Source organism: Dactylosporangium sp. NPDC051087, assembly GCF_055586325.1.
Genome location: NZ_JBVJIJ010000002.1, coordinates 463966 through 485706 on the forward strand (window position 1 = coordinate 463966; position 21741 = coordinate 485706).

Below are 21741 nucleotides of genomic sequence, written 5' to 3' on the forward strand. Positions count from 1 at the left end.
CCAGCCGTCGTCGCAGCGCCCGGAGCCTTCAGTGGGCTCCTCGGCGGGCCAAGCGGCCGGGTCTGCGGACGCCACTGCGTGCTCCTCGGCAGGGTCTGCAGAGTCTGCGCCCGGGTCCTCGGCGGAGTCTTTGCCCGGGTCGTCTGCGGAGTCTGCGGCAGAATCTGCGGCAGAATCTGCGGCAGAATCTGCGGCCGGGTCTGCGGCTGGGTCTGCGGCCGGGTCTGATGCCGGGTCTGCGGCGGGGTCTTCAGCTGCGTCTTCGGAGGGTCGCGAGGACCGGTCGCGGCGGGATCAGTGGCGGCCGGTGCGGCGGACCGTGGCGCAGGTGACGATCGCGTTCACGGTGCTGTTCCTGGTGCCGTTGATCAGGCTCGTGCTGGGGCTCGACGGCGACGGGCCGAAGGTCGAGCGAGGACCGGCCGCGTGGGTCGTCTGGATCGCCAGCCTGGCGGTCATGGTGACGGCCGCACTCGTCGCGGTGAAGGCGTTGCGCACCGACGACAGGGCCACCGAGGTGCGGCTGACCTGGTGGTGCGGCGGGCTGTGGGTCGCCGGCTTCGTCCTGACCATCGTCTACTCCGGGCTGCTCGGCTGACGATCGCCTCTTCCAGACCATTTTTTCCGTGATCCGGAAGACTTCGTGTACCTCTGGCTGCACAAAGTCTTCCGGATCATGAGGAAGTGGCGCGGGGTTCCTTGGCCGGCGGCGGACCCGTGGCGGCGGCGGGGAGGCGGCCGGCGCCGGTCCGGGTGAGCGCCGGGGGAAGGTTCGGCGCCGGTGGGGGCGGCGTTTCGGGCCGCGTGGCCCTATCTTCTGTGTCGTGCCGCCCGGCGCAGTCCGCGATACGGAGGAACCATGACCCAGCCCCCGGGGCCCGACGAGTCCACGGGTCCGGCCCAGCCGCCCGAGCCGGTGCCACCGGTGGAGCCCGGGCAGTTGCGGAAGCCCGCGCCGCCGGAGGACACCGATCCACCCGCCGCCGCACCTGCCGCCGAGCCGCCGCAGGACACCGCCGCGTCCGGCGCGGGCGCGGGGATGCCCGGGATCAGGCCGGCGGCCCCCGGGGAAGGAGCCGGGGTCCCCACGCCGTACGGGCAGCATCCCGGGTATGCCTACGGGGCGCAGCCGCAGTACCCGACGGGTGGGTACGGCCAGTCGGCGCCGTATCCAGGGGTGTACGACCCGTCGCAGGCGTACGCGATCTATCAGGCGGCGGCACCGGCCGGTGGGCTGTATCCGGGGCAGATCGGGGACGGGGACCCGCTGATCAGTCCGGACTACGCGGGCTGGTGGCGGCGGAGCACCGCCGTCGTCAAGCAGGGGTGGCGGCAGCTGGCGGTGCTGCAGTTCATCGGGTTCCTGGTGTCGCTGCTGTTCAGTGTGCCGCAGGCGCTGCTGGTGCTGGACTTGACCAAGGACCTGCCGGGCCCGGGGGTCACCGCCGACCCGGAGACGGGGCAGGCGGTCACGCCGGACCTGGGGCCGTTGCTCGCGACGCTCGGGCTGACGTTCGTCGGGGCGTTCCTGGCGATCATGGTGACGTTCGCGGTGGCGATCGCCTGCAACCATGTGGCGGTGTCGGTCGCGGCGGGGCTGCAGCCGCGGCTCGGTGCGGCGCTGGGGCTGGCGTTGCGGAGGGTGTTTCCGCTGCTCGGCTGGCAGATCCTGGCAGGTCTGATCATGGTGGCCGGGTTGTGCGCGTGCATCGTGCCGATCATCTACCTCAGTGCGGTGTTCATGCTGCTGCCGGTGGTGGTGACGTTCGAGCGGGGCGCGTCGGCGATCAGCCGCTGCTTCAAGCTGTTCCACCAGGATCTGGGCTCGTCGATCAGCCGGATCGCGACGATCGCCGGCATCAGCATCGCGGTCGGGGTCGTCGGGTTCTTCATCAGCTCGATCGTGCAGGCCGCGGGCGGGCCGTCGGTCACGCTCGGCGGGCAGGGGACGGTCGACACCCGGTACATCGTCGCGCTGGTGGTCGGCACGGTGCTGGCGGAGCTGATCGCGCGGTCCGCGGCGGTGCTGACCGCCCCGCTGACCCTGACGACGTACGCGGACCTGCGGGCCCGCACCGAGCCGCTCACCACGGCGACCCTGGCCGACGAGGCCGGCCTCCAAGGACAGCCGGCCCAGCCGTGGGCACCGGGGCAGCAGCCGCCAGCACCGGGGCAGCAGCAGCCACCGGCACAGCAGCAGCAGCCAGTGGCGGGGCAGCAGCCGGTACAGGAGCAGCCGCCCGGACACGGGCAGCAGCCGGGACAGGGGCCCGACGAGGACTGGATGCCGCCGAACCGCTGACGCCGTCGCGAACGGCGAAGATACTGAAAAAGTGGGATATAGCCGGAGAAACCTGCTCGTCGCCGGCGGGCTGGCGGTCCTCGGGCTGCCCGCCTGCGCGGTCAGTGCGGACGAGACCGCCGACGACGGGTCCGGCAAGGTGGAGGTCTTCTCCTGGTGGGCCGGGCCCGGCGAGAAGGAGGGCCTGGAGGCGCTCGTCGCCGACTTCCGGCAGCGCAACCCCGGCATCGAGTTCGACAACGCCGCGGTCGCGGGCGGGGCGGGCACCATCGCCAAGACCGTGCTCGCGACCCGGCTGGAGAACGACGACCCGCCCGACTCGTATCAGACGCACGCCGGCCTCGAGCTCGACAGCGACGTCGAGGCCGGCTACGTCGAGGACGTGCGGTACCTGTACGACCAGCAGCGCTGGCGGGACCGGCTGCCGAAGGGCCTGGTCGAGGCGCTGACCTTCAACGGCAGGATCTACTCGGTGCCGGTGAACATCCACCGGGCGAACCTGCTCTGGTTCAACCCGGCGGTGCTGAAGGCGCACCGGCTGACGCCGCCGGCCAGCTGGTCGCAGTTCCTGGCCCAGGCCGCGGCGCTCAAGGAGCGGGGCGTCCTGCCGCTGTCGATCGGGCCCGCCTGGACGCAGAAGCACCTGCTGGAGTGCGTGCTGCTCGGCGAGCTGGGCGCGGACGGGTACACCGGCCTCTGGAACGGCGCGACGGACTGGAAGAGCGCGCCGGTCCAGGAGGCGCTCGCGCTGTTCCTGAAGATCCTCGACCAGTCCGACCTCGCCACCGCCGCCGGTGACTGGCAGCCGGCGCTGGACAAGGTCGTCGCCGGGACCGCCGCCTACAACGTGATGGGCGACTGGGCCGACGCGTACCTGCGGACCAGGAACCTCGTGTTCCAGGAGGGCTACTCGGTGGTGGCGAGCCCCGGCTCGGAGAAGGTCTACGACTTCCTGTCGGACTCGTTCACGCTGCCGCGAGGGGCGCCGCACCGGCGGGCCGCGGAGCAGTGGCTGATCGAGTGCGGCTCGGTCAGCGGGCAGGACGCGTTCAACCCGCAGAAGGGGTCCGTCCCGGCGCGGCTGGACGCCGACACGTCGAAGTACACCGGCTATCTCGCGCTCGCGATCGCCGAGTGGACCGACAGCTCCACCCGCGTGGTCGGCTCGCTCACGCATGGTGTCGTCGCCGGTACGAAGCGCAGCGCGGCCGTCGACGCGGCATTGGCGCTGTTCGTGCAGGATCGTGACACCGTCAAGTTCGCAGACGGTGTGACCAGGTAACGAGCATGTGTGGAAGCTGTCAAGATTCATCCGGCCGACGTGCACTGATGCGCGTCCCAGTTAGAGTTGGGCTCCATGAGCACTGAAGAGACCGAGTCCGCCACCCTGCTGAGCTCGATCCGCAACCCGGGCGACCTGCGTGACCTCACGGCGGAGCAGCTCGAGGTGCTCGCGGCGGAGATCCGCGACTTCCTCGTCGCCAAGGTCTCCCGCACCGGTGGCCATCTCGGCCCCAATCTCGGGGTGGTCGAGCTGACGCTCGCCCTGCACCGGGTCTTCGACTCGCCGAAGGACCGCATCCTCTTCGACACGGGCCACCAGGCCTATGTCCACAAGATCGTGAGCGGTCGCCAGGACGGCTTCGACCTGCTCCGCCAGCGCGGGGGCCTCACCGGCTACCCGAGCCAGGCCGAGAGCGAGCACGACGTCATCGAGAACTCGCACGCATCGACCGCGCTGTCCTATGCGGACGGTCTCGCGAAGGCGTTCGCGCTGCGCGGCGAGCCCCGGCACGTCGTCGCGGTCGTCGGTGACGGCGCGCTGACCGGCGGCATGTGCTGGGAGGCGCTCAACAACATCGCCGGCGCGAAGAACCCCCTGGTGATCGTCGTCAACGACAACGGCCGGTCCTACAGCCCGACGATCGGCGGCCTCGCCGACCACCTGTCCAACCTGCGGCTCAACCCGAGCTACGAGAAGGTCCTCGACCTGGTCAAGGACTCCCTCGGCCGCACGCCGCTGGTCGGCCCCCCGCTGTACGAGGTGCTCCACGCAGTCAAGAAGGGCATCAAGGACGCGGTCGCGCCGCAGGCGATGTTCGAGGACCTCGGCATCAAGTACGTCGGTCCCGTCGACGGCCACGACCAGGCCGCGGTCGAGTCGGCGCTGCGCAAGGCGAAGTCCTTCGGCGGCCCGGTGATCGTGCACGCGGTGACCCGCAAGGGCTTCGGCTACCGGCCCGCCGAGGAGGACGAGGCCGACTGCCTGCACGGCCCCGGCAGCGCCTTCGACATCGAGACCGGCAAGCTGCTCGCCCCGGCCGCGGTGAAGTGGACCGGCGTCTTCGCCGACGAGCTGGTCGCGATCGCCGACGAGCGCGCCGACATCGTCGGCATCACCGCCGCCATGGCCGAGCCGACCGGCATCGCGAAGCTCATGAAGAAGTATCCCGAGCGGGCGTACGACGTGGGCATCGCCGAGCAGCACGCGGCGACGTCCGCGGCCGGGCTCGCGATCGGCGGCCTGCACCCGGTCGTCGCCGTCTACGCGACGTTCCTCAACCGGGCGTTCGACCAGGTCCTGCTGGACGTGGCGATGCACAAGCTGCCGGTGACGTTCGTGCTGGACCGGGCCGGGATCACCGGCCCCGACGGCCCGTCGCACTACGGCATCTGGGACATGGCGGTCTTCGGCGTGGTCCCCGGCCTGCGCCTGGCCGCGCCCCGCGACGCGCAGACCGTCCGTGAGGAGCTGCGCGAGGCGGTCAGCATCGAGGACGGCCCGACGATCGTGCGCTTCCCGACCGGTGCGGTCCCCGCGGACCTCCCGGCGGTGCGCCGCGTCGGCGGCGTCGACGGCTTCGGCGGCGTGGACGTGCTCAGCGAGCACGAGCGCAAGGACGTGCTGCTGGTCAGCGTCGGCGCGTTCGCGCACCTCGCGGTCGACGCGGCGGCCCGCCTCGCCGAGCAGGGCTACGGCGTCACCGTCGTCGACCCGCGCTGGGTCCGTCCGGTGCCGGTCGAGCTGGTCGGCCTGGCCCGCGAGCACCGCCTCGTCGTCACGATCGAGGACGGGGTGCGCACCGGCGGCGTCGGCGACGCGATCGCCAAGTCGCTGCGCGACGCTGACGTGTGGGTGCCGCTGCGCGACCTCGGCGTCCCGCAGGCATGGCACCCCCACGGCACCCGCGCCGAGATCCTCGCGGAGATCGGCCTGACCGCGCAGGACGTGTCCCGCCAGGTCACCGAGTGGGTCAGCCGCCTGGAGGACGCCGAGCAGCCGGCGGTCCCGGCCCGCGCCCGCCGCTAGCGCACACCGCACCGACGGCGGATCCCCGCGAGGGGATCCGCCGCGGGCGCGCAACCGGACGCCGGGCGTGCGACTCTGACTGACGTGCCCGAGACGGTGATCGAGCTCGACCTCAGCAGCCCGTGGGAGCCCCCGGAGCCGCCGGCGCCGCGACGGCGGCTGAGGGCCCGCTGGGTGGCGGTGTCCGCGGTGCTCGCCGTCGCGCTCGGCGTGCTCGCCGCCGCCGGCACCGGACCGCGCACCGGCCCCCTCTACGAGATCAGGGACCGGGTCCGCGGGGTCACCGTCGTGGGCGACCTGCTGATCGTCGAACGGTTCGGGCAGTCCGTCACCGACCCGCAGATCGAAGGGCGGCGGCGCGCCGACGGTGCGCTGCTGTGGACCACCCCCGGCGTCCTGGAGCAGCACCCGGCGGTCGTCGGGCCCGGCGCGCTGCTCCTGGTCCAGTACGGCATGGAGGACCGCGGCTTCAGCAGCACCATCACCGCGCTCGACCCGGCCGACGGGCAGCAGCTGTGGACGCGGCGCAACTCGTCGCTCATCGGCGGCCGCGACGGCCTGGTCGTCGTGCAGGACCAGGTCGCGCCGCAGAAGGTCGTCGAACTGCCCGTCGGCGAGGAGCTGGACCCGACCATCAACCACGCCTCCGACGGGCCGCCGACGCCGCTGCGCGTGCTCGACGAGCGCACCGGGATCCCGGTCTGGGAGCTGACCCCGCCGGAGGGCGCCGTCCTCGACTTCCGCTGGGACGGCCGCTATCCGGCCGGGCACATCACCGGCGTCAACCAGCTCGAACCGTCCGGGCTGCTGACCCGCCGGGACATCCGCACCGGCGCGGTCCGGTCGAGCGTCCAGCTGCGGTGGTCGGGGCGGCCGGCCTGGTTCAGCACCACCGCCGGCTGGCAGGTCGGCCCGGCCGGGCTCCCGGACCGGGCCATCGTCTACCCGGACGGGCAGCGCGGCGGGATCGTGTTCGACCTCGCCGACGGACGGTCCCTGTTCCCCACCGACGTCGCGGTCTACGACGGGCTGTACCCGTGCACCGCCACCCTCTACTGCTCCACCACCTCCGGACGCGGCCTCGCCGCCTACGACAGCGGCACGGGGAAACCCGCGTGGCGCCTGCCCGGCTTCACGGAGGTCGTCGCGTCCGCCGGTGACCGGCTCGTCGTCAGCGCCTACGACTACAACGCCACGACACCCGCCCCGCTCGGCATCGCCGACGCGCGGACCGGCGCGCTCATCACCGACGTCGCCGGCTGGCGGCTGATCCGGGAGGCGTCCGGCGAGCGGATCCTGGTGTGGCGCCCGGTCGACCCGATCACCGGGATGCTCGGCGAACTCGACCCGGCGACCGGGCAGGTCACCGTCTTCGGCCGGGCCGGGGACTGGTACGGGCCGCCCGAGTGCAGCGCCGACGGCGACACCCTCGCGTGCCTCATGGTCGGCAGGCTGACCGTCTGGCAGCTGCCGGCCCGGCGCGGATGACGCCGCAGGACGACCGTGGCAGGCTGAGCCCCGTGGCGGAGACCGTGATCGAGCTGGACCTCAGCGTCCCGTGGGAGCCGCCGGAGCCGCCCGCGCCCCGGCGCCGCCTGCGGGCCAGGTGGGTGGCGGCCGCCGCGGTCCTCGCCGTGACCCTCGGCGTGCTCGTCTCCGCCGGGCCGTCCTCCGGCGCGGGCCTGCTCTACACGCTCGACCAGCAGATCCTCAAGGCGCAGACGGCCGGCGGCCGGCTCTTCTTCGCCCGGTACCAGGGCACCGACCCCGGACCGATGATCGAGGCGCACAGCCTCGCCGACGGCGGGCTGCTGTGGCAGCGCCCCGCCGAGGTGCAGCAGCAGCTGGTGGTCGCCGGGCCCGACGTGGTGATCCTGATGAGCGACGACCGGGTCGGGAACAGCGGCTCCAACGCCCTCGTCGTCCTCGACGCCGCCACCGGACGGGAGCTGTGGACGCGGCCGCGGGTCAGGTTCGACGGCACCGCCGACGGCGTGGTCGTCGTCGAGGAGCCGATACCCGACGAATACGTGCTGGACAACTTCCAGGACTACGGACCGGACGTCAACCGCGCCGGGCCGCAGCCGGAGCGGCGCATCCTCGGGCTGTCCGCGCGGACCGGGCAGACGGCGTGGGAGGTCACCGTCCCGCAGGGCGCCGGTGTCGACTTCAGCTGGTCCAGCGCGTACCAGTCCCGGCTCAACCGCCTCGACGTGCTGAGCCGCACAGGCCGGCTGACCCGGTGGGACACCCGGACCGGGCGGGTGGCCGCGACCCGGCAGCTGGCCTGGTCGGGCGTCTCGGCGGCGTTCAACGCCGGCTGGCTGGACGGCTCCGGACGCCCCGCCGACCGGGTCGTCGTCTACCCCGACGGGGAGGCCGGCGCGGCCGTCTACGACCTGCCGACCGGCCGGCTGCTGTTCCGCTGGCCGGGCGGGTCCGGCCGGACCCTGTTCCGGTGCACGGCCGCGCTCTTCTGCACCGGCGACGACACCGGCCTGTCCGCCTTCGACGGCATCACGGGCGAGCGCCGGTGGCACCTCGACGGGCACAACATGGCCGTCAGCTTCGCCGGTGAGCGCCTCCTCGTCGGCACCTTCTTCGACCCCACCGAGCCCGGACCCCTGGCCGTCGTCGACAGCCGCACCGGCGCCGTCGCGAAGGACCTCACCGGCTGGCACGTGCTCACCACCGGCAGCCGGCCGCTGCTGTGGCAGGCCGTGGACAAGGGCACCGCGCTGCTCGGCGAGCTCGACCCGGCGACCGGGCTGGTCACCGTCTTCGCCCAGGCCGAGAACTGGGTCGGCAACCCCGACTGCTCCGTGGACGGCAGGACCCTCGCCTGCGTCGTCGTCGGCGGCCTGTCCGTGTGGAGACTGCCGAACCGGCACTGACCCGCGCACAATGGGGCTGTGCCGGTGAGCACGGTCACCATCGATCTGGGCGTCGTCGACGACGGCTGGGACAGCGTCGACGACGACCCCGTCGGCCTGCCCCGCGGCTGGGGCCTGGCCGCGGTCCTGGCGATGCTGCTCAGCCTGGTCTCCGCCGGGCCGCTGCCGGGGCACCCGCACGAGGTGACCCGCCAGCCGCTGCGCAACGGCGACTTCCACCTCGCCGGCGGGGCACTGTTCGTGCTCGACAGCGACCGCACCCCGACCCCGGTCGAGGCGTACGCCGCCGCCGACGGCTCGCCGCAGTGGACGTTCACGCCCGACGGGCTGGCCTCGCTGTCGTACGTCGACATCCGTGGCGACCTCGCGGTGCTGTCCCCGGACCTGTGCCGCTCCGGGGTCACCGGCACCACCGTCGCCGTGACCCGGGCGACCGGGCGGGAGCAGTGGCGCGCCGTGGGAGTGCCCGTGCGCACCCCGCCCGGCGGCACCGGCACCGTCGTCATGCGCAGCCTGTGGTCCGACGGCTGCTCCGCGCTCGCCGCCAACAGCCCGATCGCCGGGGTACTGCGCTGGCAGCTCATCGACGCCGCCGGCCTGGTGCGCTGGGACACCGCGGTCGAGCCCGGCACCCGCGTCGCCGTCGACGCCGCCGTGACCGGCGCCACCTGGGCGGCCCTGCTCGACGGTGGCGGCGGGCTGAGCACCGTCGACCTCACCACCGGAGCCCGCACCGCCCCCGTCACCGGCGTCGCCGGCCCGGCCGACGACCTCGTCGCGGCCGTCGGTGACCTGCTGCTCGTCGGCCGGTCGGACGCGGCGACCCGCAGCATCCGGCTCACCGCCTACGGCCGCGACCTCGTCCCGCGCTGGACGGCGCAGGTGCCGGTCGGTCCCGCCGGCCCGCTCACCGTCCTGCCCTGCGACGGAGCGCTGTGCGTCAGCGGCGAGCGCACCGCCGCGGTCGACGTGTCCGACGGCGCGCTGCTGTGGATCGTGCCGCGGTCAGGGACGGCGGTCGCGCCCGGCGGCGCGCTGACGCTGCCCGCGGACACCGGCCGCACGGTTCCGGCCGGTTGGCGGTTCCTCGCCGCCGACGGCCCCCGGGTCCTGCTCGGGCTGCAGACCGACGGCGACACCCTGCTCGCCTGGTCCGCTGACGGCCGGACGCCCACGCCGTCGGCCTCAGTGCCCGGCACCCTCGTCGGCTGCGAGATCGAGGCCGTTCTCGTCGCCTGCGGCACCGATGCCGACGAGGTCGTCCTGCTGCGGCTGCCCTGAGGCGCCGGCTCCTACAGTTTCCACAGGTGCACGCTGTCGCCGCCGGCCACGCACGCCAGGCGGTGACCGCGCAGCGCGCACCGGGACGGGATCGGGCTCACCTGGCCGAGGACCTCGACCTCGCCGGTGTGCAGGTTGACCCGGGCGATCCGGGACGCGCCCCCGTCGGGCTTCTGCACCAGCGCCCACGTCGCGCCGGCGGTGGCGGCGGTGCCGGCGGCGTCGTCGATGCCGTCGGTGGCCGTCGGCACGAGCCCCCAGCCGGCGAGCTCGCTGCGGTCCACGCCCGTCTGCCAGTCGACGATGCGGATCCGCATGAAGTCCTCCCGGTCGCGGGCGACGAGCACGCCGGCGCCGACCGCGTCCAGCTGGATCGGGCGGCGCCAGCGCTGCTCTCCGGTGCCCGGGTCGAGCACGGCGATGTCGCGCCAGTTCGGCACGCACACCATCGGGCCGCAGGCCACGACGACCGGGCCGTATGCGAGCTCCGCGATCGGCACCGGCTCCGCGGACTGGAAGAGCCGCTGCCACCGGTACGCCAGCGGCTCGTGCCCGTAGCTGGTGATCAGCGCGCCGTCGAGCTGGACGGCGACGATGACGAGCATGTCGCCGACGATCCGGACGCTCTGCGGCGGCCCGTCGGCGAGCTCGGGCACCTCGGCGGCGCTGATCACGGCGCCGGTCGCGGCGGCCCGGACCTCGGTGTGCCCGCCCGGATACCAGATCGCGAACCAGTCGTTGCCGGGCACGTCGGGGGAGACCAACCGGCCGCCGACCGGCATCTGGAACTGCCACCGCACGACGCCGCTCTCCGCGTCGATGGCCGCCAGGTGTACCGGCGTCTGCGGGCTGTTGCGCAGCGGCACCGCCGGCGGGCAGGTGGCCGCGCGCTCGTCGACGAGCAGCAGCAACGGGTTTCCGCTGTCCGGTGCCCGGCCGGCCCTCAGGACCGCGACCGGCGCGCCGGCGGCGAGCCAGCGCTGGTGCCCGTCGGCGGGGTCGAGGCGCTCCAGGCTCCAGCCGATCGCGTCGGTGCACGGGCGGTGCCGGATGTAGGCACGGTCCGCCGCGAGATACACCTGGCCCGAGTTCGACCGGATCGAGCGGCTCCAGCGCTGCTCGCCGGTGCTCCAGTCGTACGCGGTGACCGCCGGCTCCTCACGCAGCGCGTACATCGCGCCCCGGTCGGCGACGAACCCCATGGTGTGCTCGGCGAGGACCCCGAGCGCCTCCATCGACCGGCCCGAGACCGAGCCGCCGGTGAACGCGGCGAGCAGCGCGAGCACCATCACGAACGGCCACTGCCGCCTGCCCGGCGCCGGTGGCGGCGGCCCGATCTCCAGCTGATCCGCATGATCGTTGACCACACCGAGATCGATCAGCCGCTCGTCCACAACATCAGGGTGCCTGGCGAAGGCCATGGTCGCCAACGGTGCGGTATACGTTGGCTCACGCGGACTTCACAGCCGGTGCCCGACACTGGCCCGATCCGGGTGGGGGTGATGTGGCGTGCGCGTGCTGGTGGTCGAGGACGAGCGGAGCCTCGCCGACGCGATCGGCCGGGGGCTGCGCCGGCAGGGCATGGCCGTCGACGTGTCGTACGACGGCACCGAGGGCCACGAGATGGCCATGGTCACCCGGTATGACGTGGTCGTGCTGGACCGGGACCTGCCCGGCGTGCACGGCGACGACATCTGCGCCGACCTCGTCGCGTCCGGGGCGCTGACCCGCGTGCTGATGCTGACCGCCAGCGGCAGCGTCGCCGAACGCGTGGAGGGGCTGCAGATCGGCGCCGACGACTACCTGCCGAAGCCGTTCGCCTTCGACGAGCTCGTCGCCCGGGTCCAGGCCCTCGGCCGCCGGGCCACCCCCGCCGCGCCGCCGGTGCTGACCATCGGCGACCTCGTGCTCGACCAGGCGAAGCGGGTCGCGACCCGGGGCGGTCAGCCGCTCGACCTGACCCGCAAGGAGTTCGGCCTCCTCGAGGAGCTGCTCAAGGCCCGCGGCGCCGTCGTGTCCAGCGAGGAGCTCCTGGAGCGGGTCTGGGACGCCAACGCCGACCCCTTCACCACGACCGTGCGGGTCACGATGATGACACTGCGCAAGAAGCTCGGCGACCCGGCGCTCATCGAGACCGTCGTCGGCGCCGGATACAGGACCAGGCCACCACAATGAGGCCGCTGCGATGACCATCTACGACGCCCGCCGCGCCGCCCTGTTCCGCCCGACGCTGCGGCTGCGGCTCACCCTGCTCAACGGCATCCTGCTCGTCGGCGCCGGGCTGGTGCTCGTCGTCCTCGCGTACATCCTCGTCGACAGCGCGATCAGGCCCGCCGACGAGCTGCAGCCCGGCACCCGGATCGTGCTGCAGGACGGCAGCGAGGTCGACGCCCGCCAGTGGCAGACGGAGCTCGCCGACGCCGCCGAGTGGGAGCTCGTCACCCGCGGCAGCCTCGCGCTGCTGCTCATCGGCGCGGTCGGGGTCGCCGGTGCCTACGTCGTGGCCGGCCGGGCGCTGCGGCCCTTGCAGAAGGTGACGACCACCGCGCAGCGGCTGACGGGGGAGACCCTCGACGCCCGGATCAACTACGACGGCGCCGACGACGAGGTGTCGGAGCTGGCGAAGACGTTCGACGCCATGCTCGACCGGATCGGTGAGGCGTTCGAGACGCAGAAGCGTTTCGTCGCCAACGCCTCCCACGAGCTGCGGACCCCCCTCGCCGTGATGCGGACCGAGGTCGACGTGACGCTCGACGACCCCGAGGCGGACGTCGAGGAGTTCCGCCGCATGGCAGGCGTGGTGCGCGACGCGTCCATGCGGGCCAACGCGCTGGTCGAGTCGCTGCTGCTGCTCGCGCGCACCGAGGCGCAGGCGGGCCGCCGGCTCGGCCGCAAGGTCCCCACCGACCTGGCCACCGGCGTCACCGTCGCGATGTCGGCGATGGGCAAGGAGATCAAACGGCTCACGCTCGACGTGACGACCGACCTCGCGCCGGCGAACGTCGTCGGCGACCCCGGCCTGCTCGAACGGCTCGCCGGCAACCTGATCGAGAACGCCGTGCGGTACAACCACCTCGGCGGACGCATCTGGGTGCGCACCGGCACGGACGAGACCCTCGCCTGGCTCGTCGTCGGGAACACCGGCTTCGAGGTCGGCCCCGCCGACGTGCCCGTGCTCTTCGAGCCCTTCCGGCGCGGCGGCCGGGAACGCACCGGCGCCCGCGGCTCCGGGCTCGGCCTGTCGATCGTCCGCGCCGTCTGCGAGGCGCACGGCGGGGGCGTCAGCGCCGTCGCTCTCGACGGCGGTGGCCTGGAGGTCACCGTCAGCCTCCCCGCCGCCGCGATCACCCCCGTCCTCACCGGCTCCGCGCCCGTGAAACCTGTGTGAGGGCGGGCACACTTTCTCAGTTCCGACCCCCGCGCGGCCGATGAGACCTCCACAGGACGAGTCGGAGGAAACCGGATGCGGCTGCGGAGTTGGCTCGTCGTGAGCGTCAGCGCCGCCCTGCTGCTCGCCATCGGGGCGGTCGGCATCTCCGTCAACCGCTCCGCCCTGCGCGCCGCGGAGACCGTGCACCGCGCCGACACCCTCGCCCTCGCCACCAACAACGGCGGCCTCGTCGAACAGCTGCTGCTCGTGTCGGCGAAGGAGCTCAACGACTTCGTCACCAGCCGGCCGCTGTCGCTGACCCCCGGCGACACCGGCGACCGGGCCGCGCTCGTCGAATACTCGAAGAAGTCGACGTTCTTCACCTACGGCGTGGTCATCACCGACCTGACCGGCAACCCGATCAACGCCACGAAGACCGCGAACTTCTTCCCCGACCAGGCCGCGATCGGCTGGAAACCGCTGATCTCCGGCCTGGCGCTGGGCCGGCCCGGGTTCTCCTCCCTGATGACGGTCAAGGACACCCTGGTGCAGGCGGTCGCGGTGCCGATCGTCGTGGGCAGCGACCCCGTCGCGCTCGTCTACGGCTTCATCCCCGTGCTGAAGGGGCAGCTCCAGGTGTACCTGGAGAAGCTCAGCGACCCGTCGCACCTCTCACTCGTCGTCGACGGCGCCGGCATCGTCGGCGCGTCGAGCGACCCTGCCGCGGTCGGCACCCTCGTCGACTCCGAGATCATCAAGAAGCTCGGCTCCGAGGAGTCGGTGTTCGTCACGTACCGCTCCGGCGGCCGATCCATGATCGCGGCCGTGCACGGGGGACTGCCGGGCGGCTGGGCGTACGTGCGTACCCAGTCCACCGCCACCTTCGACGGCCCGGTCCGCAACCGCAGCCTCACCATCAACCTCGCGCTGCTGACCATGCTCCTCGTCGGCGTCGTCGGGCTCGCCGTGCTCGGCCACCGCTCCCAGCTGGTCCGCCGCCGTGCCGAGGAACGCTTCGCCGCGCTCGTCGAACACGCCCCGGACGTCGTCACCGTCCTGGACGGTGACGGGTGCGTCGTGTACTCGAGTCCCAGCGGCAAACGCATCCTCGGCTTCGTCGCCCTGGGCTCGTCCGTCTTCGACCTGGTGCACCCCGACGACCGCCGGCTCGTCCGGGACCGCTTCGCCGCGCTGCTGGCCGAGAAGGGCGGCCTGGAGCGCATGCAGGTCCGCGTGCGGCAGGCCGACGGCAACCACCGCTGGTTCGACTTCACCGCCTCCAACCAGCTGCACAACGCCGCCCTCAACGGCGTCGTCATCAACGCCCGCGACATCACCGACAGCCGCGAGATCCAGGACCGCCTCGCCCACGACGCCCACCACGACCCGCTCACCGGCCTGCCCAACCGCCGCCGCCTGCAGGAACGCCTCACCGACTCCCTGCAGCACACCCCGGTCGGGGTCCTCTTCGTCGACCTGGACGGCTTCAAACCCGTCAACGACGAACTCGGCCACGAGGCCGGCGACGAACTCCTGCGCCAGGTCGGCGACCGCCTGTCGACCTGCCTGCGCCCCACCGACGTCCTCGCCCGCGTCGGCGGCGACGAGTTCGTCCTGCTCCTGCCGGGCGTCGTCGGCGGCGAGGACGCGGACGCCCTCGCGGCCCGCCTGCGAGACTCGCTGTCGTCCCCGTTCGACATCGCGGGCCAGGAGGTCCGCATCGGCGCCAGCGTCGGCCTGCACCTGGCGGCCCCCGGCGAAGACCCCGACGAGGTCCTCCGCACCGCCGACCAGGCCATGTACGCCGCAAAACGCGGCCCGACCCGCCCAGGCCGCCACCGCGCGTAGGGCTAGCTGCCCCACGCTTCGCGCGGGTCTGTTACCCGCTGTGTCGCCTGCTGTTTCCCGCTGTGTCGCCTGCGGCGATTGGCTCGCTGCCCCACGCTCCGCGCGGGTCCCGCCGGGGGGATTCTCACCCCCGGAGCCCCCCAATGCGCCGCTGCGCGACGCACTGCCAGCGCGCAGAGCGCGCGGCAGCTTCCGACGCATCCGCGTGCCATCCCCCGGGTGGCCCGCCGCCGCGCTTTCCATGATCCGGAAGACTTTTGGTCGTCAGGGCGACGAAATCTCTTCCGGATCATGGTTCGGGCCGGTGGCCACCGGGGGGTCGGCTGGTTTCCGTGATCCAGAAGAGCTCGTGCACCCCTGGCTGCACGAGGTCTTCCGGATCATGGGAGTTGGGCCGGCCGGCTGCTGGGGTGGGCTGTTTCGTGATCCGGAAGAGATTTGGTCGTCAGGGCGACGAGAAGTCTTCCGGATCATGGGGGGTGGGTGGGGTCAGCCGATGGCGGCGTTGTGGGTGCGCATGAAGGGGATGGGGTCGATGGCGTTCTGGGGGCCTGTCGGCGGGGCGTTGATGTGGACCTCGAAGTGCAGGTGCGGGGCCGACGAGTTGCCTGAGCTGCCGACGTAGCCGATGACCTGACCGGCCTTGACCTTCTGGCCGGGCTGGACGACGGCTTTGCGGACCATGTGGCAGTACAGGGTGGCGATGCCGCCGGCGTGCTGGATCTTGACGTACCAGCCGCAGCCGCCGACGGAGGCGCTGCCGGTCTGGTCGCAGCTGTGGCCGGCCTCGATGTTGCAGACGACCTCGGTGACGGTGCCGGCGGAGGCGGCGTGGATGGGGGTGCCGGTGAAGGACATGATGTCCACGCCGATGTGGTTGGGGTTGTTCGCGGTACGGAAGCCGGGCCGGGCGCGGAAGCCGGGCAGCGGGTTGGTCCAGGCGCCGCCGGTGGCGGGGGCGGCGGGCGCGGCGACCGGCTGGTTCGCGGCGGTGCACGGGGGTGGGGTGGCGGCGCGGCGCACGTACGCGTCGGAGACGTAGGTGCCCTCGGGCAGCCGGTTCCACATGGCGGTGGTCCGCTGGGTGCCGGCGATGTTCTCGCCCTGCTGCTGGCAGACCAGGGTCAGTGCGGTGCCGTTGGGCAGGGCGGCGATCAGCGGTGCGGTGTGCGCGGGCGCGGTGCGGGCCTTGAGCGGGGTGCCGCCGGACGCGACGGTGCCCGAGGTGGTCGTGACCGCGACCGCGGCGGGGGCGACCGGGGCGGCGGCGCCGCAGGCGGGGATGGGGGCGTCGGAGCGGCGGATCCACGCGTCGGAGACGTAGGAGCCGTCGGTGAGGCGGTCCCACTGGTCGGTGACGCGGACGCTGCCCTGGTTGATCAGCTGGCCCTTGACCCAGCAGTCGATCGCGACGGATGACCCGTGCGGCAGGGTTCGCAGCGGTGCCGTCCACACGGCGCTGCCGGCTCGCACGTTGAGGGGGCGTTTCGGGGAGACCACGGTCGCTGACTGCGCGGCGTGCGCGGCGGCCGGAAACAACGGAACCGCCAGCAGCAAGGCAGCGACGAGCATGATTTTGCGCATGGTGCACCCCCGGGGACGAGTGATCCGTGCAGCCGGGGGGACTGCGAGCGAACCCCGCCAACGCTAGGCGTCGGCGGGGTCCGGGTCCGATATTTCGTGAATGTCTGCTCGAAAGAGTGAACCTACGGCGCGTTCGCCACGCCCGGCGGCAGGAACCGTGCTCCGGTCACCTTCTCCGAGATGCCTTCGCGGTCGAGGTACGGCGTGACGCCACCGAGGTGCATCGGCCAGCCCGCGCCGAGGATCATGCACAGGTCGATGTCGCGGGGGTCGGCCACGACGCCCTCGTCGAGCATGAGGCGGATCTCGCGGGCCAGGGCGGTGGTCGCCTCGTCGCGCAGCTCGTCCGCCGTGGACGGGGCGTCGCCGACCTGCAGCAGCGCCAGGACCTCCGGGTCGGGGTTGCCCTCGCCGTCGACGAAGCCGCGCTTGCCGGCCTCCACGACCCGGCCCAGGTTGGCCGAGACGCCGAACCGGTCGGGGAACGCGGTGTGCAGCGTCCCCGCCACGTGGTGCGCGACCGCCGGGCCGACCATGGTGAGCAGCGCCATCGGCCGCATCGGCAGGCCGAGGGGGTCGAGGGCCGAGTCGGCGACCTCGATGGGCGTGCCGTTGTCGACGGCGGCGGTGACCACGCCGAGGAAGCGGGTCAGCAGCCGGTTGACCACGAACGCCGGCCGGTCCGCGACGAGCACCGAGGACTTCTTCAGCGCCTTGCCGACCGCGAAGGCCGTCGCGAGGGTCGCGTCGTCGGTACGGTCGGCGCGGACGATCTCCAGCAGCGGCATCATCGCGACCGGGTTGAAGAAGTGCAGCCCGACGACCCGCTCGGGGTGCGCGAGGCCGGCGGCCTGCTCGCCGACGGACAGCGAGGACGTGTTGGTCGCCAGGACGCAGTCGTCGCGGACGATCTTCTCGATCTCGGCCCAGACCTGCTTCTTGACGCCGAGGTCCTCGAAGACCGCCTCCAGGACGAGGTCGGCGTCGGCGAAGACGGCCTTGTCGGCGGAGCCGCTGATCAGGCCCCGGTACTTGGCGGCCTTGCCCTCGTCGAGGCGCTTCTTGGCCACGAGCTTGTCGATCTCGGCGTGCACGTAGCCGACGCCCTTGTCGACGCGGGCCTGGTCGAGGTCGGTGAGCACGACCGGGACCTCGAGCCGGCGCACGAACAGCAGCGCCAGCTGGGAGGCCATGAGGCCGGCGCCGACGATGCCGACCTTGTTGACGTCGCGGGCGAGGCCCTTGTCGGGTGCGCCGGCGGGCCGCTTCGCGCGCCGCTGGACCAGGTCGAACGCGTAGAGGCTGGCCCGGGACTGGTCGCCCATGAGCAGGTCGGCCAGTGCCTCGTCCTCGGCGGCGGTGCCGTCTTCGAACGACGCGTCCTTCGCCAGGGCCAGCAGCTCCAGGGCCTTGTTCGCGGAGTTGACGGCGCCGTGGAGGCGCTCGTCGAGCTGCTTCCCGGCGAAGAACAGCACGCCGTCCCACATGTCCCGGTCGATCTCCGGGCGGGTGACGGTGACGGTGCCGTCGACGACACCTTCGGCCCAGGCGAGGGACCGCTCCAGGTAGTCGGCCGGCTCGAAGATCTCGTCGGCGATGCCGAGCTCGCGGGCCTGCGCCGGCTTGAGGGTCTTCTGGGTCAGCGGGTTCTGGATGATGACCTGCGCGGCCGGGGCGATGCCGATGAGGTCGGGCAGCAGCTGGGTGCCGCCCCAGCCGGGCACGAGCCCGATCGCGACCTCGGGCAGCGCGAGCGCCGCCGCGCCGGACGACACGGTCCGGTAGTGGCAGTGCAGCGCCACCTCCAGGCCGCCGCCCATCGCCGCGCCGTTGACGAACGCGAACGTCGGTACCGGCGAATCCTTGAACTTCTTGAAGACCCGGTGCCCGTAGCGGCCGAGCTCGACGGCCTGCTCGCGCTCGGTGAGCAGCGGCATGGCGGTGATGTCGGCGCCGACGCAGAAGATGTACGGCTTGCCGGTGAGCGCGATGAACTTCGGCGCGGCCGCGACGGCCTCGTCGATCGCCGCCTCCAGGCTGGCCAGGCCGCCGGGGCCGAACGAGTTGGGCTTGGTGTGGTCGAAGCCGTTGTCGAGGGTGATGAGCGCGGCGCGCTCCCGCGACGGCAGGGTCACGAAGCGCAGCAGCGCCTTGGTCACGACCTCGTTCGGGTTGCTGATGGTCGTGCTCACTTGCCGCCCTCCCAGTTCGGGTTCTCCCAGATCACGGACGCGCCCATGCCGATGCCGACGCACATGGCGGTGAGGCCGTAGCGGACCTCGGGGTGCTCGGCGAACTGCCGGGACAGCTGCGTCATGAGCCGCACGCCGGAGGACGCCAGGGGGTGCCCGACGGCGATCGCGCCGCCCCACGGGTTGACCCGCGGGTCGTCGTCGGCGATGCCGAAGTGGTCGAGGAACGCGAGCACCTGCACGGCGAACGCCTCGTTGAGCTCGAACAGGCCGATGTCGTCGATGGTGAGGCCGGCCTGGCGCAGCGCCTTCTCGGTGGCCGGGACCGGGCCGTAGCCCATGACCTCGGGCTCGACGCCGACGAAGCCGTAGGAGACGAGGCGCATGCCGACGGGCAGGCCCAGCTCGCGGGCGACGTCCTCGGCGGCGATGATCGCGGCGGTGGCGCCGTCGTTGAGGCCCGCGGCGTTGCCGGCGGTGACCTTGCCGTGCGGGCGGAACGGGGTCTTGAGGGTGCCGAGCTTCTCGAGGCTGGTGTCGCGGGGCGCCTCGTCGACGGTGGCCAGGCCCCAGCCGGCCTCGGGGTCGCGGGTGGCGACGCTGACCAGGTCGGGCTGCAGCTTGCCGGCCTTGTACGCGGCGGCGGTCTTCACCTGCGACGCGTAGCCGAACCGGTCGGCCCGCTCCTTGGTGATGCCGGGCAGCCGGTCGTGCAGGTTCTCCGCGGTGGCGCCCATGACGAGCGCGGACGGGTCGACGAGCTTCTCGGCGATGATCCGCGGGTTGGGGTCGACGCCCTCGCCCATCGGGTGGCGGCCCATGTGCTCGACGCCGCCGGCGATCGCGACGTCGTAGGCGCCGAAGGCGATCCCGCCGGCGACGGTGGTCACCGCGGTCAGGGCGCCGGCGCACATGCGGTCGATCGAGTAGCCCGGGACGGTCTTGGGCAGGCCCGACAGCAGGGCGGCGGTGCGGCCGATGGTCAGGCCCTGGTCGCCGATCTGCGTGGTGGCCGCGATCGCGACCTCGTCGACCCGCTCCGGGGGCAGCTGCGGGTTGCGCTGCAGCAGCTCCCGGATACAGCGGATGACGAGGTCGTCGGCGCGGGTGTTGGCATACATCCCACCGGCCTTGCCGAACGGGGTGCGCACGCCGTCGACGAAGACGACGTCGCGGACGGGACGGGGCACGGGAGTCCTCCTAGCGACGAATTACCGGCAATGTTACTCGCCAGTAGGTCCGCTGCGCCTGTGGATCCGCCCACACCCCGCCATCCGCTACTCCGCCGGTACCTCTAGCGCCTGCGTGAGCCCGGGAGCCACCAGCGCGACCTGCCACGGGCGTGCGCCGTAGCCGGACAGCACCGCGCCGACCGCCTCCTCGGTGAGCTCCTCCGGGGGAGACCAGGCGAGGCGGCGCACCGTGTCCGGCGTGATCAGGTTCTCCGGGGGCACCCGGTTGGCGGTGGCCAGGCCCGTCACCAGCTCGCGGGAGCGGGCGAGGCGGCCCGCCGCGACGGGGTCCCGCTCCGCCCAGCGGTGCGGCGGGGGAGGCCCCTCCGACGGCGGGGTGGTCGGCAGCTCCCGGTCCGGCAGCGCCCTGGCGTCGGTCAGCGCGGCCAGCCAGGTCGGCGCGAGCCGGCGGACCGAACGCCCGCCGAACCCGGCGAGCGCGAGCAGCGTCCGCTCGTCCTTCGGGTCGGCCTCGGCGGCCGCGATGATGGCCGCGTCGGCGAGGACCCGGCCGGGGCTCGCGTCCCGGCGGGCGGCGATCTCGTCGCGGGCGTGCCACAGCGCGCGGACCCGGGCGAGGGCCCTGGCGCCGCGGACCCGGTGGATGCCCGAGGTGCGCCGCCACGGGTCGGCCCGCACGCGCGGCGGGTCGCCGGCGGAGGCGACCAGCGCGGCGAACTCCTGCGCGGCCCACTCGGTCTTGCCCTGCTCGTGCAGCTCCTCGACGAGCCGGTCGCGCAGCTGGAGCAGCAGCTCCACGTCGAGGGCCGCATAGGTCAGCCAGGAGGTCGGCAGCGGCCTGGTCGACCAGTCGGCCGCCGAATGGTGCTTCTCCAGGGTGTACCCGAGCAGCGACTCGGTCAGGGCGGCCAGCCCGACCCGCTCGAAGCCGCACAGCCGCGCCGCGAGCTCGGTGTCGAACAGCCTGGTGGGGCGCAGCCCGAGCTCGGTGAGGCACGGCAGGTCCTGGCTGGCGGCGTGCAGGATCCACTCGGTGGGTGAGATCACCTCGTCGAGCTCTGGCAGCTGGCCGAAGGGGAGAGGGTCGATCAGGACGGTGCCGGCTCCGGCACGGCGCAGTTGCACGAGATACGCCCGATGCGTGTACCGGTAGCCGGAGGCGCGCTCGGCGTCCACGGCCACGGGGCCGCTGCCGCGGGCGAACCGCTCGACGGCACGCGCGAGCTCGGCCCGGTCGGTGATCGGCTCGGGCGTCCCGTCTCGGGGGGCGGTCAGCAGGACGGGCTCGGTCTTGTCGTCCGGTTTGTCCGGACTGTCTGGCTCCTCGTCCCGACGCCGCGCGGGGGGTTCGTCGGTCACCCGGACCACGGTACGTTGCGGCACCGGTACGCCGATGCAGCCGGGTCCGGCGCGTCGGTTTCCGGTGATCCGGCGCGCCGGTTTCCGGTGGTCCGGCGCGAGGGTTCCGGGTGGTCCGGCGCGCCGGTTTCGGGTGGTCCGGCTCGCCGGTTTCGGGTGGTCCGGAACACGTCGGGCACCGCCTTTTCGGGACGGACAAACCGGTGCTGCCCCGGTACGGTCGCGTGCGCGGGCCGAACTGGTACTTCCGGTTGTGTCCGTTGGTTGCCTCGGAGGTCGCGGCGCTTGTGCGGGCGGTTTAGTGTGAGGCCGACCGCGAGGCCGCAGACCGCACCGTGCCTCGGGACAAAACGGGTGGAATTGTGACAGGAAGGAAACGAGAAGCATGACGGCCGGGTATGACCCTTC

General features: G+C 73.0%; 15 protein-coding genes. 10 read left to right on the forward strand and 5 right to left on the reverse strand.

What is annotated here, in order from left to right; genetic code table 11:
• The first annotated feature begins 328 nt into the window (after positions 1-328).
• From ACZ6TV_RS05660 to ACZ6TV_RS05690, 7 genes are all read left to right on the forward strand, one after another.
• On the forward strand, positions 329-598 hold the full coding sequence (locus tag ACZ6TV_RS05660) for a hypothetical protein (protein ID WP_465295714.1): 270 nt from the start codon (positions 329-331) through the stop codon (positions 596-598).
• Positions 599-859: 261 nt separating this feature from the next.
• Positions 860-2302 (forward strand): hypothetical protein, encoded by a 1443-nt coding sequence (locus ACZ6TV_RS05665; RefSeq protein WP_465295716.1) that lies wholly within the window; start codon positions 860-862, stop codon positions 2300-2302.
• 31 nt (positions 2303-2333) lie between these two features.
• Positions 2334-3584 carry an ABC transporter substrate-binding protein gene (locus tag ACZ6TV_RS05670; RefSeq protein ID WP_465295718.1) on the forward strand — a complete coding sequence of 417 codons (1251 nt, stop codon included), beginning with the start codon at positions 2334-2336 and terminating at the stop codon, positions 3582-3584.
• A gap of 75 nt (positions 3585-3659) precedes the next feature.
• A complete protein-coding gene (gene dxs / locus ACZ6TV_RS05675) occupies positions 3660-5612 on the forward strand; it encodes a 1-deoxy-D-xylulose-5-phosphate synthase (RefSeq protein WP_465295721.1) in 1953 nt (650 codons plus the stop codon).
• A gap of 84 nt (positions 5613-5696) precedes the next feature.
• A complete protein-coding gene (locus tag ACZ6TV_RS05680) occupies positions 5697-7100 on the forward strand; it encodes an outer membrane protein assembly factor BamB family protein (RefSeq protein ID WP_465295723.1) in 1404 nt (467 codons plus the stop codon).
• Positions 7101-7132: 32 nt separating this feature from the next.
• Positions 7133-8506 carry an outer membrane protein assembly factor BamB family protein gene (locus ACZ6TV_RS05685; protein ID WP_465295725.1) on the forward strand — a complete coding sequence of 458 codons (1374 nt, stop codon included), beginning with the start codon at positions 7133-7135 and terminating at the stop codon, positions 8504-8506.
• An 18-nt stretch (positions 8507-8524) separates the two neighbouring features.
• Positions 8525-9787: a hypothetical protein gene (locus ACZ6TV_RS05690; RefSeq protein ID WP_465295727.1), complete on the forward strand. Its 1263-nt coding sequence runs from the start codon at positions 8525-8527 to the stop codon at positions 9785-9787.
• Positions 9788-9798: 11 nt separating this feature from the next.
• Here ACZ6TV_RS05690 and ACZ6TV_RS05695 read toward each other — a convergent pair whose 3' ends face one another.
• Positions 9799-11181, reverse strand: a complete 1383-nt coding sequence (locus tag ACZ6TV_RS05695; protein WP_465295729.1) for an outer membrane protein assembly factor BamB family protein — start codon at positions 11179-11181, stop codon at positions 9799-9801.
• A 115-nt stretch (positions 11182-11296) separates the two neighbouring features.
• Between ACZ6TV_RS05695 and ACZ6TV_RS05700 the strand changes: the two genes are divergently transcribed.
• From ACZ6TV_RS05700 to ACZ6TV_RS05710, 3 genes are all read left to right on the forward strand, one after another.
• On the forward strand, positions 11297-11962 hold the full coding sequence (locus ACZ6TV_RS05700; RefSeq protein ID WP_465295731.1) for a response regulator transcription factor: 666 nt from the start codon (positions 11297-11299) through the stop codon (positions 11960-11962).
• Between the two features lie 10 nt (positions 11963-11972).
• The gene (locus ACZ6TV_RS05705) at positions 11973-13175 is read left to right on the forward strand and encodes a sensor histidine kinase (protein ID WP_465295733.1); all 1203 of its coding nucleotides are present in this window, start codon (positions 11973-11975) and stop codon (positions 13173-13175) included.
• Between the two features lie 75 nt (positions 13176-13250).
• Positions 13251-15005, forward strand: a complete 1755-nt coding sequence (locus ACZ6TV_RS05710; RefSeq protein ID WP_465295735.1) for a diguanylate cyclase domain-containing protein — start codon at positions 13251-13253, stop codon at positions 15003-15005.
• A gap of 489 nt (positions 15006-15494) precedes the next feature.
• On the opposite strand, the gene ACZ6TV_RS05715 is transcribed toward ACZ6TV_RS05710, so the two are convergent.
• The 4 genes from ACZ6TV_RS05715 to ACZ6TV_RS05730 form a co-directional block, all read right to left on the reverse strand.
• A complete protein-coding gene (locus ACZ6TV_RS05715; RefSeq protein ID WP_465295737.1) occupies positions 15495-16577 on the reverse strand; it encodes a peptidoglycan DD-metalloendopeptidase family protein in 1083 nt (360 codons plus the stop codon).
• Between the two features lie 134 nt (positions 16578-16711).
• Positions 16712-18781, reverse strand: a complete 2070-nt coding sequence (locus ACZ6TV_RS05720) for a 3-hydroxyacyl-CoA dehydrogenase NAD-binding domain-containing protein (RefSeq protein ID WP_465295739.1) — start codon at positions 18779-18781, stop codon at positions 16712-16714.
• The gene (locus ACZ6TV_RS05725; protein WP_465295741.1) at positions 18778-19971 is read right to left on the reverse strand and encodes a thiolase family protein; all 1194 of its coding nucleotides are present in this window, start codon (positions 19969-19971) and stop codon (positions 18778-18780) included. Before ACZ6TV_RS05725 ends, ACZ6TV_RS05720 begins: the two co-directional genes overlap by 4 nt.
• Before the next feature lie 87 nt (positions 19972-20058).
• The gene (locus ACZ6TV_RS05730; protein ID WP_465295743.1) at positions 20059-21333 is read right to left on the reverse strand and encodes an HRDC domain-containing protein; all 1275 of its coding nucleotides are present in this window, start codon (positions 21331-21333) and stop codon (positions 20059-20061) included.
• Positions 21334-21741 lie beyond the last annotated feature (408 nt).

Excerpts from the sequence above, each read along its gene's own strand:
- ACZ6TV_RS05665 (WP_465295716.1), top strand. The coding sequence starts at position 860 with ATGACCCAGCCCCCGGGGCCCGACGAGTCCACGGGTCCGGCCCAGCCG.
- dxs (WP_465295721.1), top strand. The coding sequence starts at position 3,660 with ATGAGCACTGAAGAGACCGAGTCCGCCACCCTGCTGAGCTCGATCCGC.
- ACZ6TV_RS05705 (WP_465295733.1), top strand. The coding sequence starts at position 11,973 with ATGACCATCTACGACGCCCGCCGCGCCGCCCTGTTCCGCCCGACGCTG.
- ACZ6TV_RS05710 (WP_465295735.1), top strand. The coding sequence starts at position 13,251 with ATGCGGCTGCGGAGTTGGCTCGTCGTGAGCGTCAGCGCCGCCCTGCTG.
- ACZ6TV_RS05715 (WP_465295737.1), bottom strand. The coding sequence starts at position 16,577 with ATGCTCGTCGCTGCCTTGCTGCTGGCGGTTCCGTTGTTTCCGGCCGCC.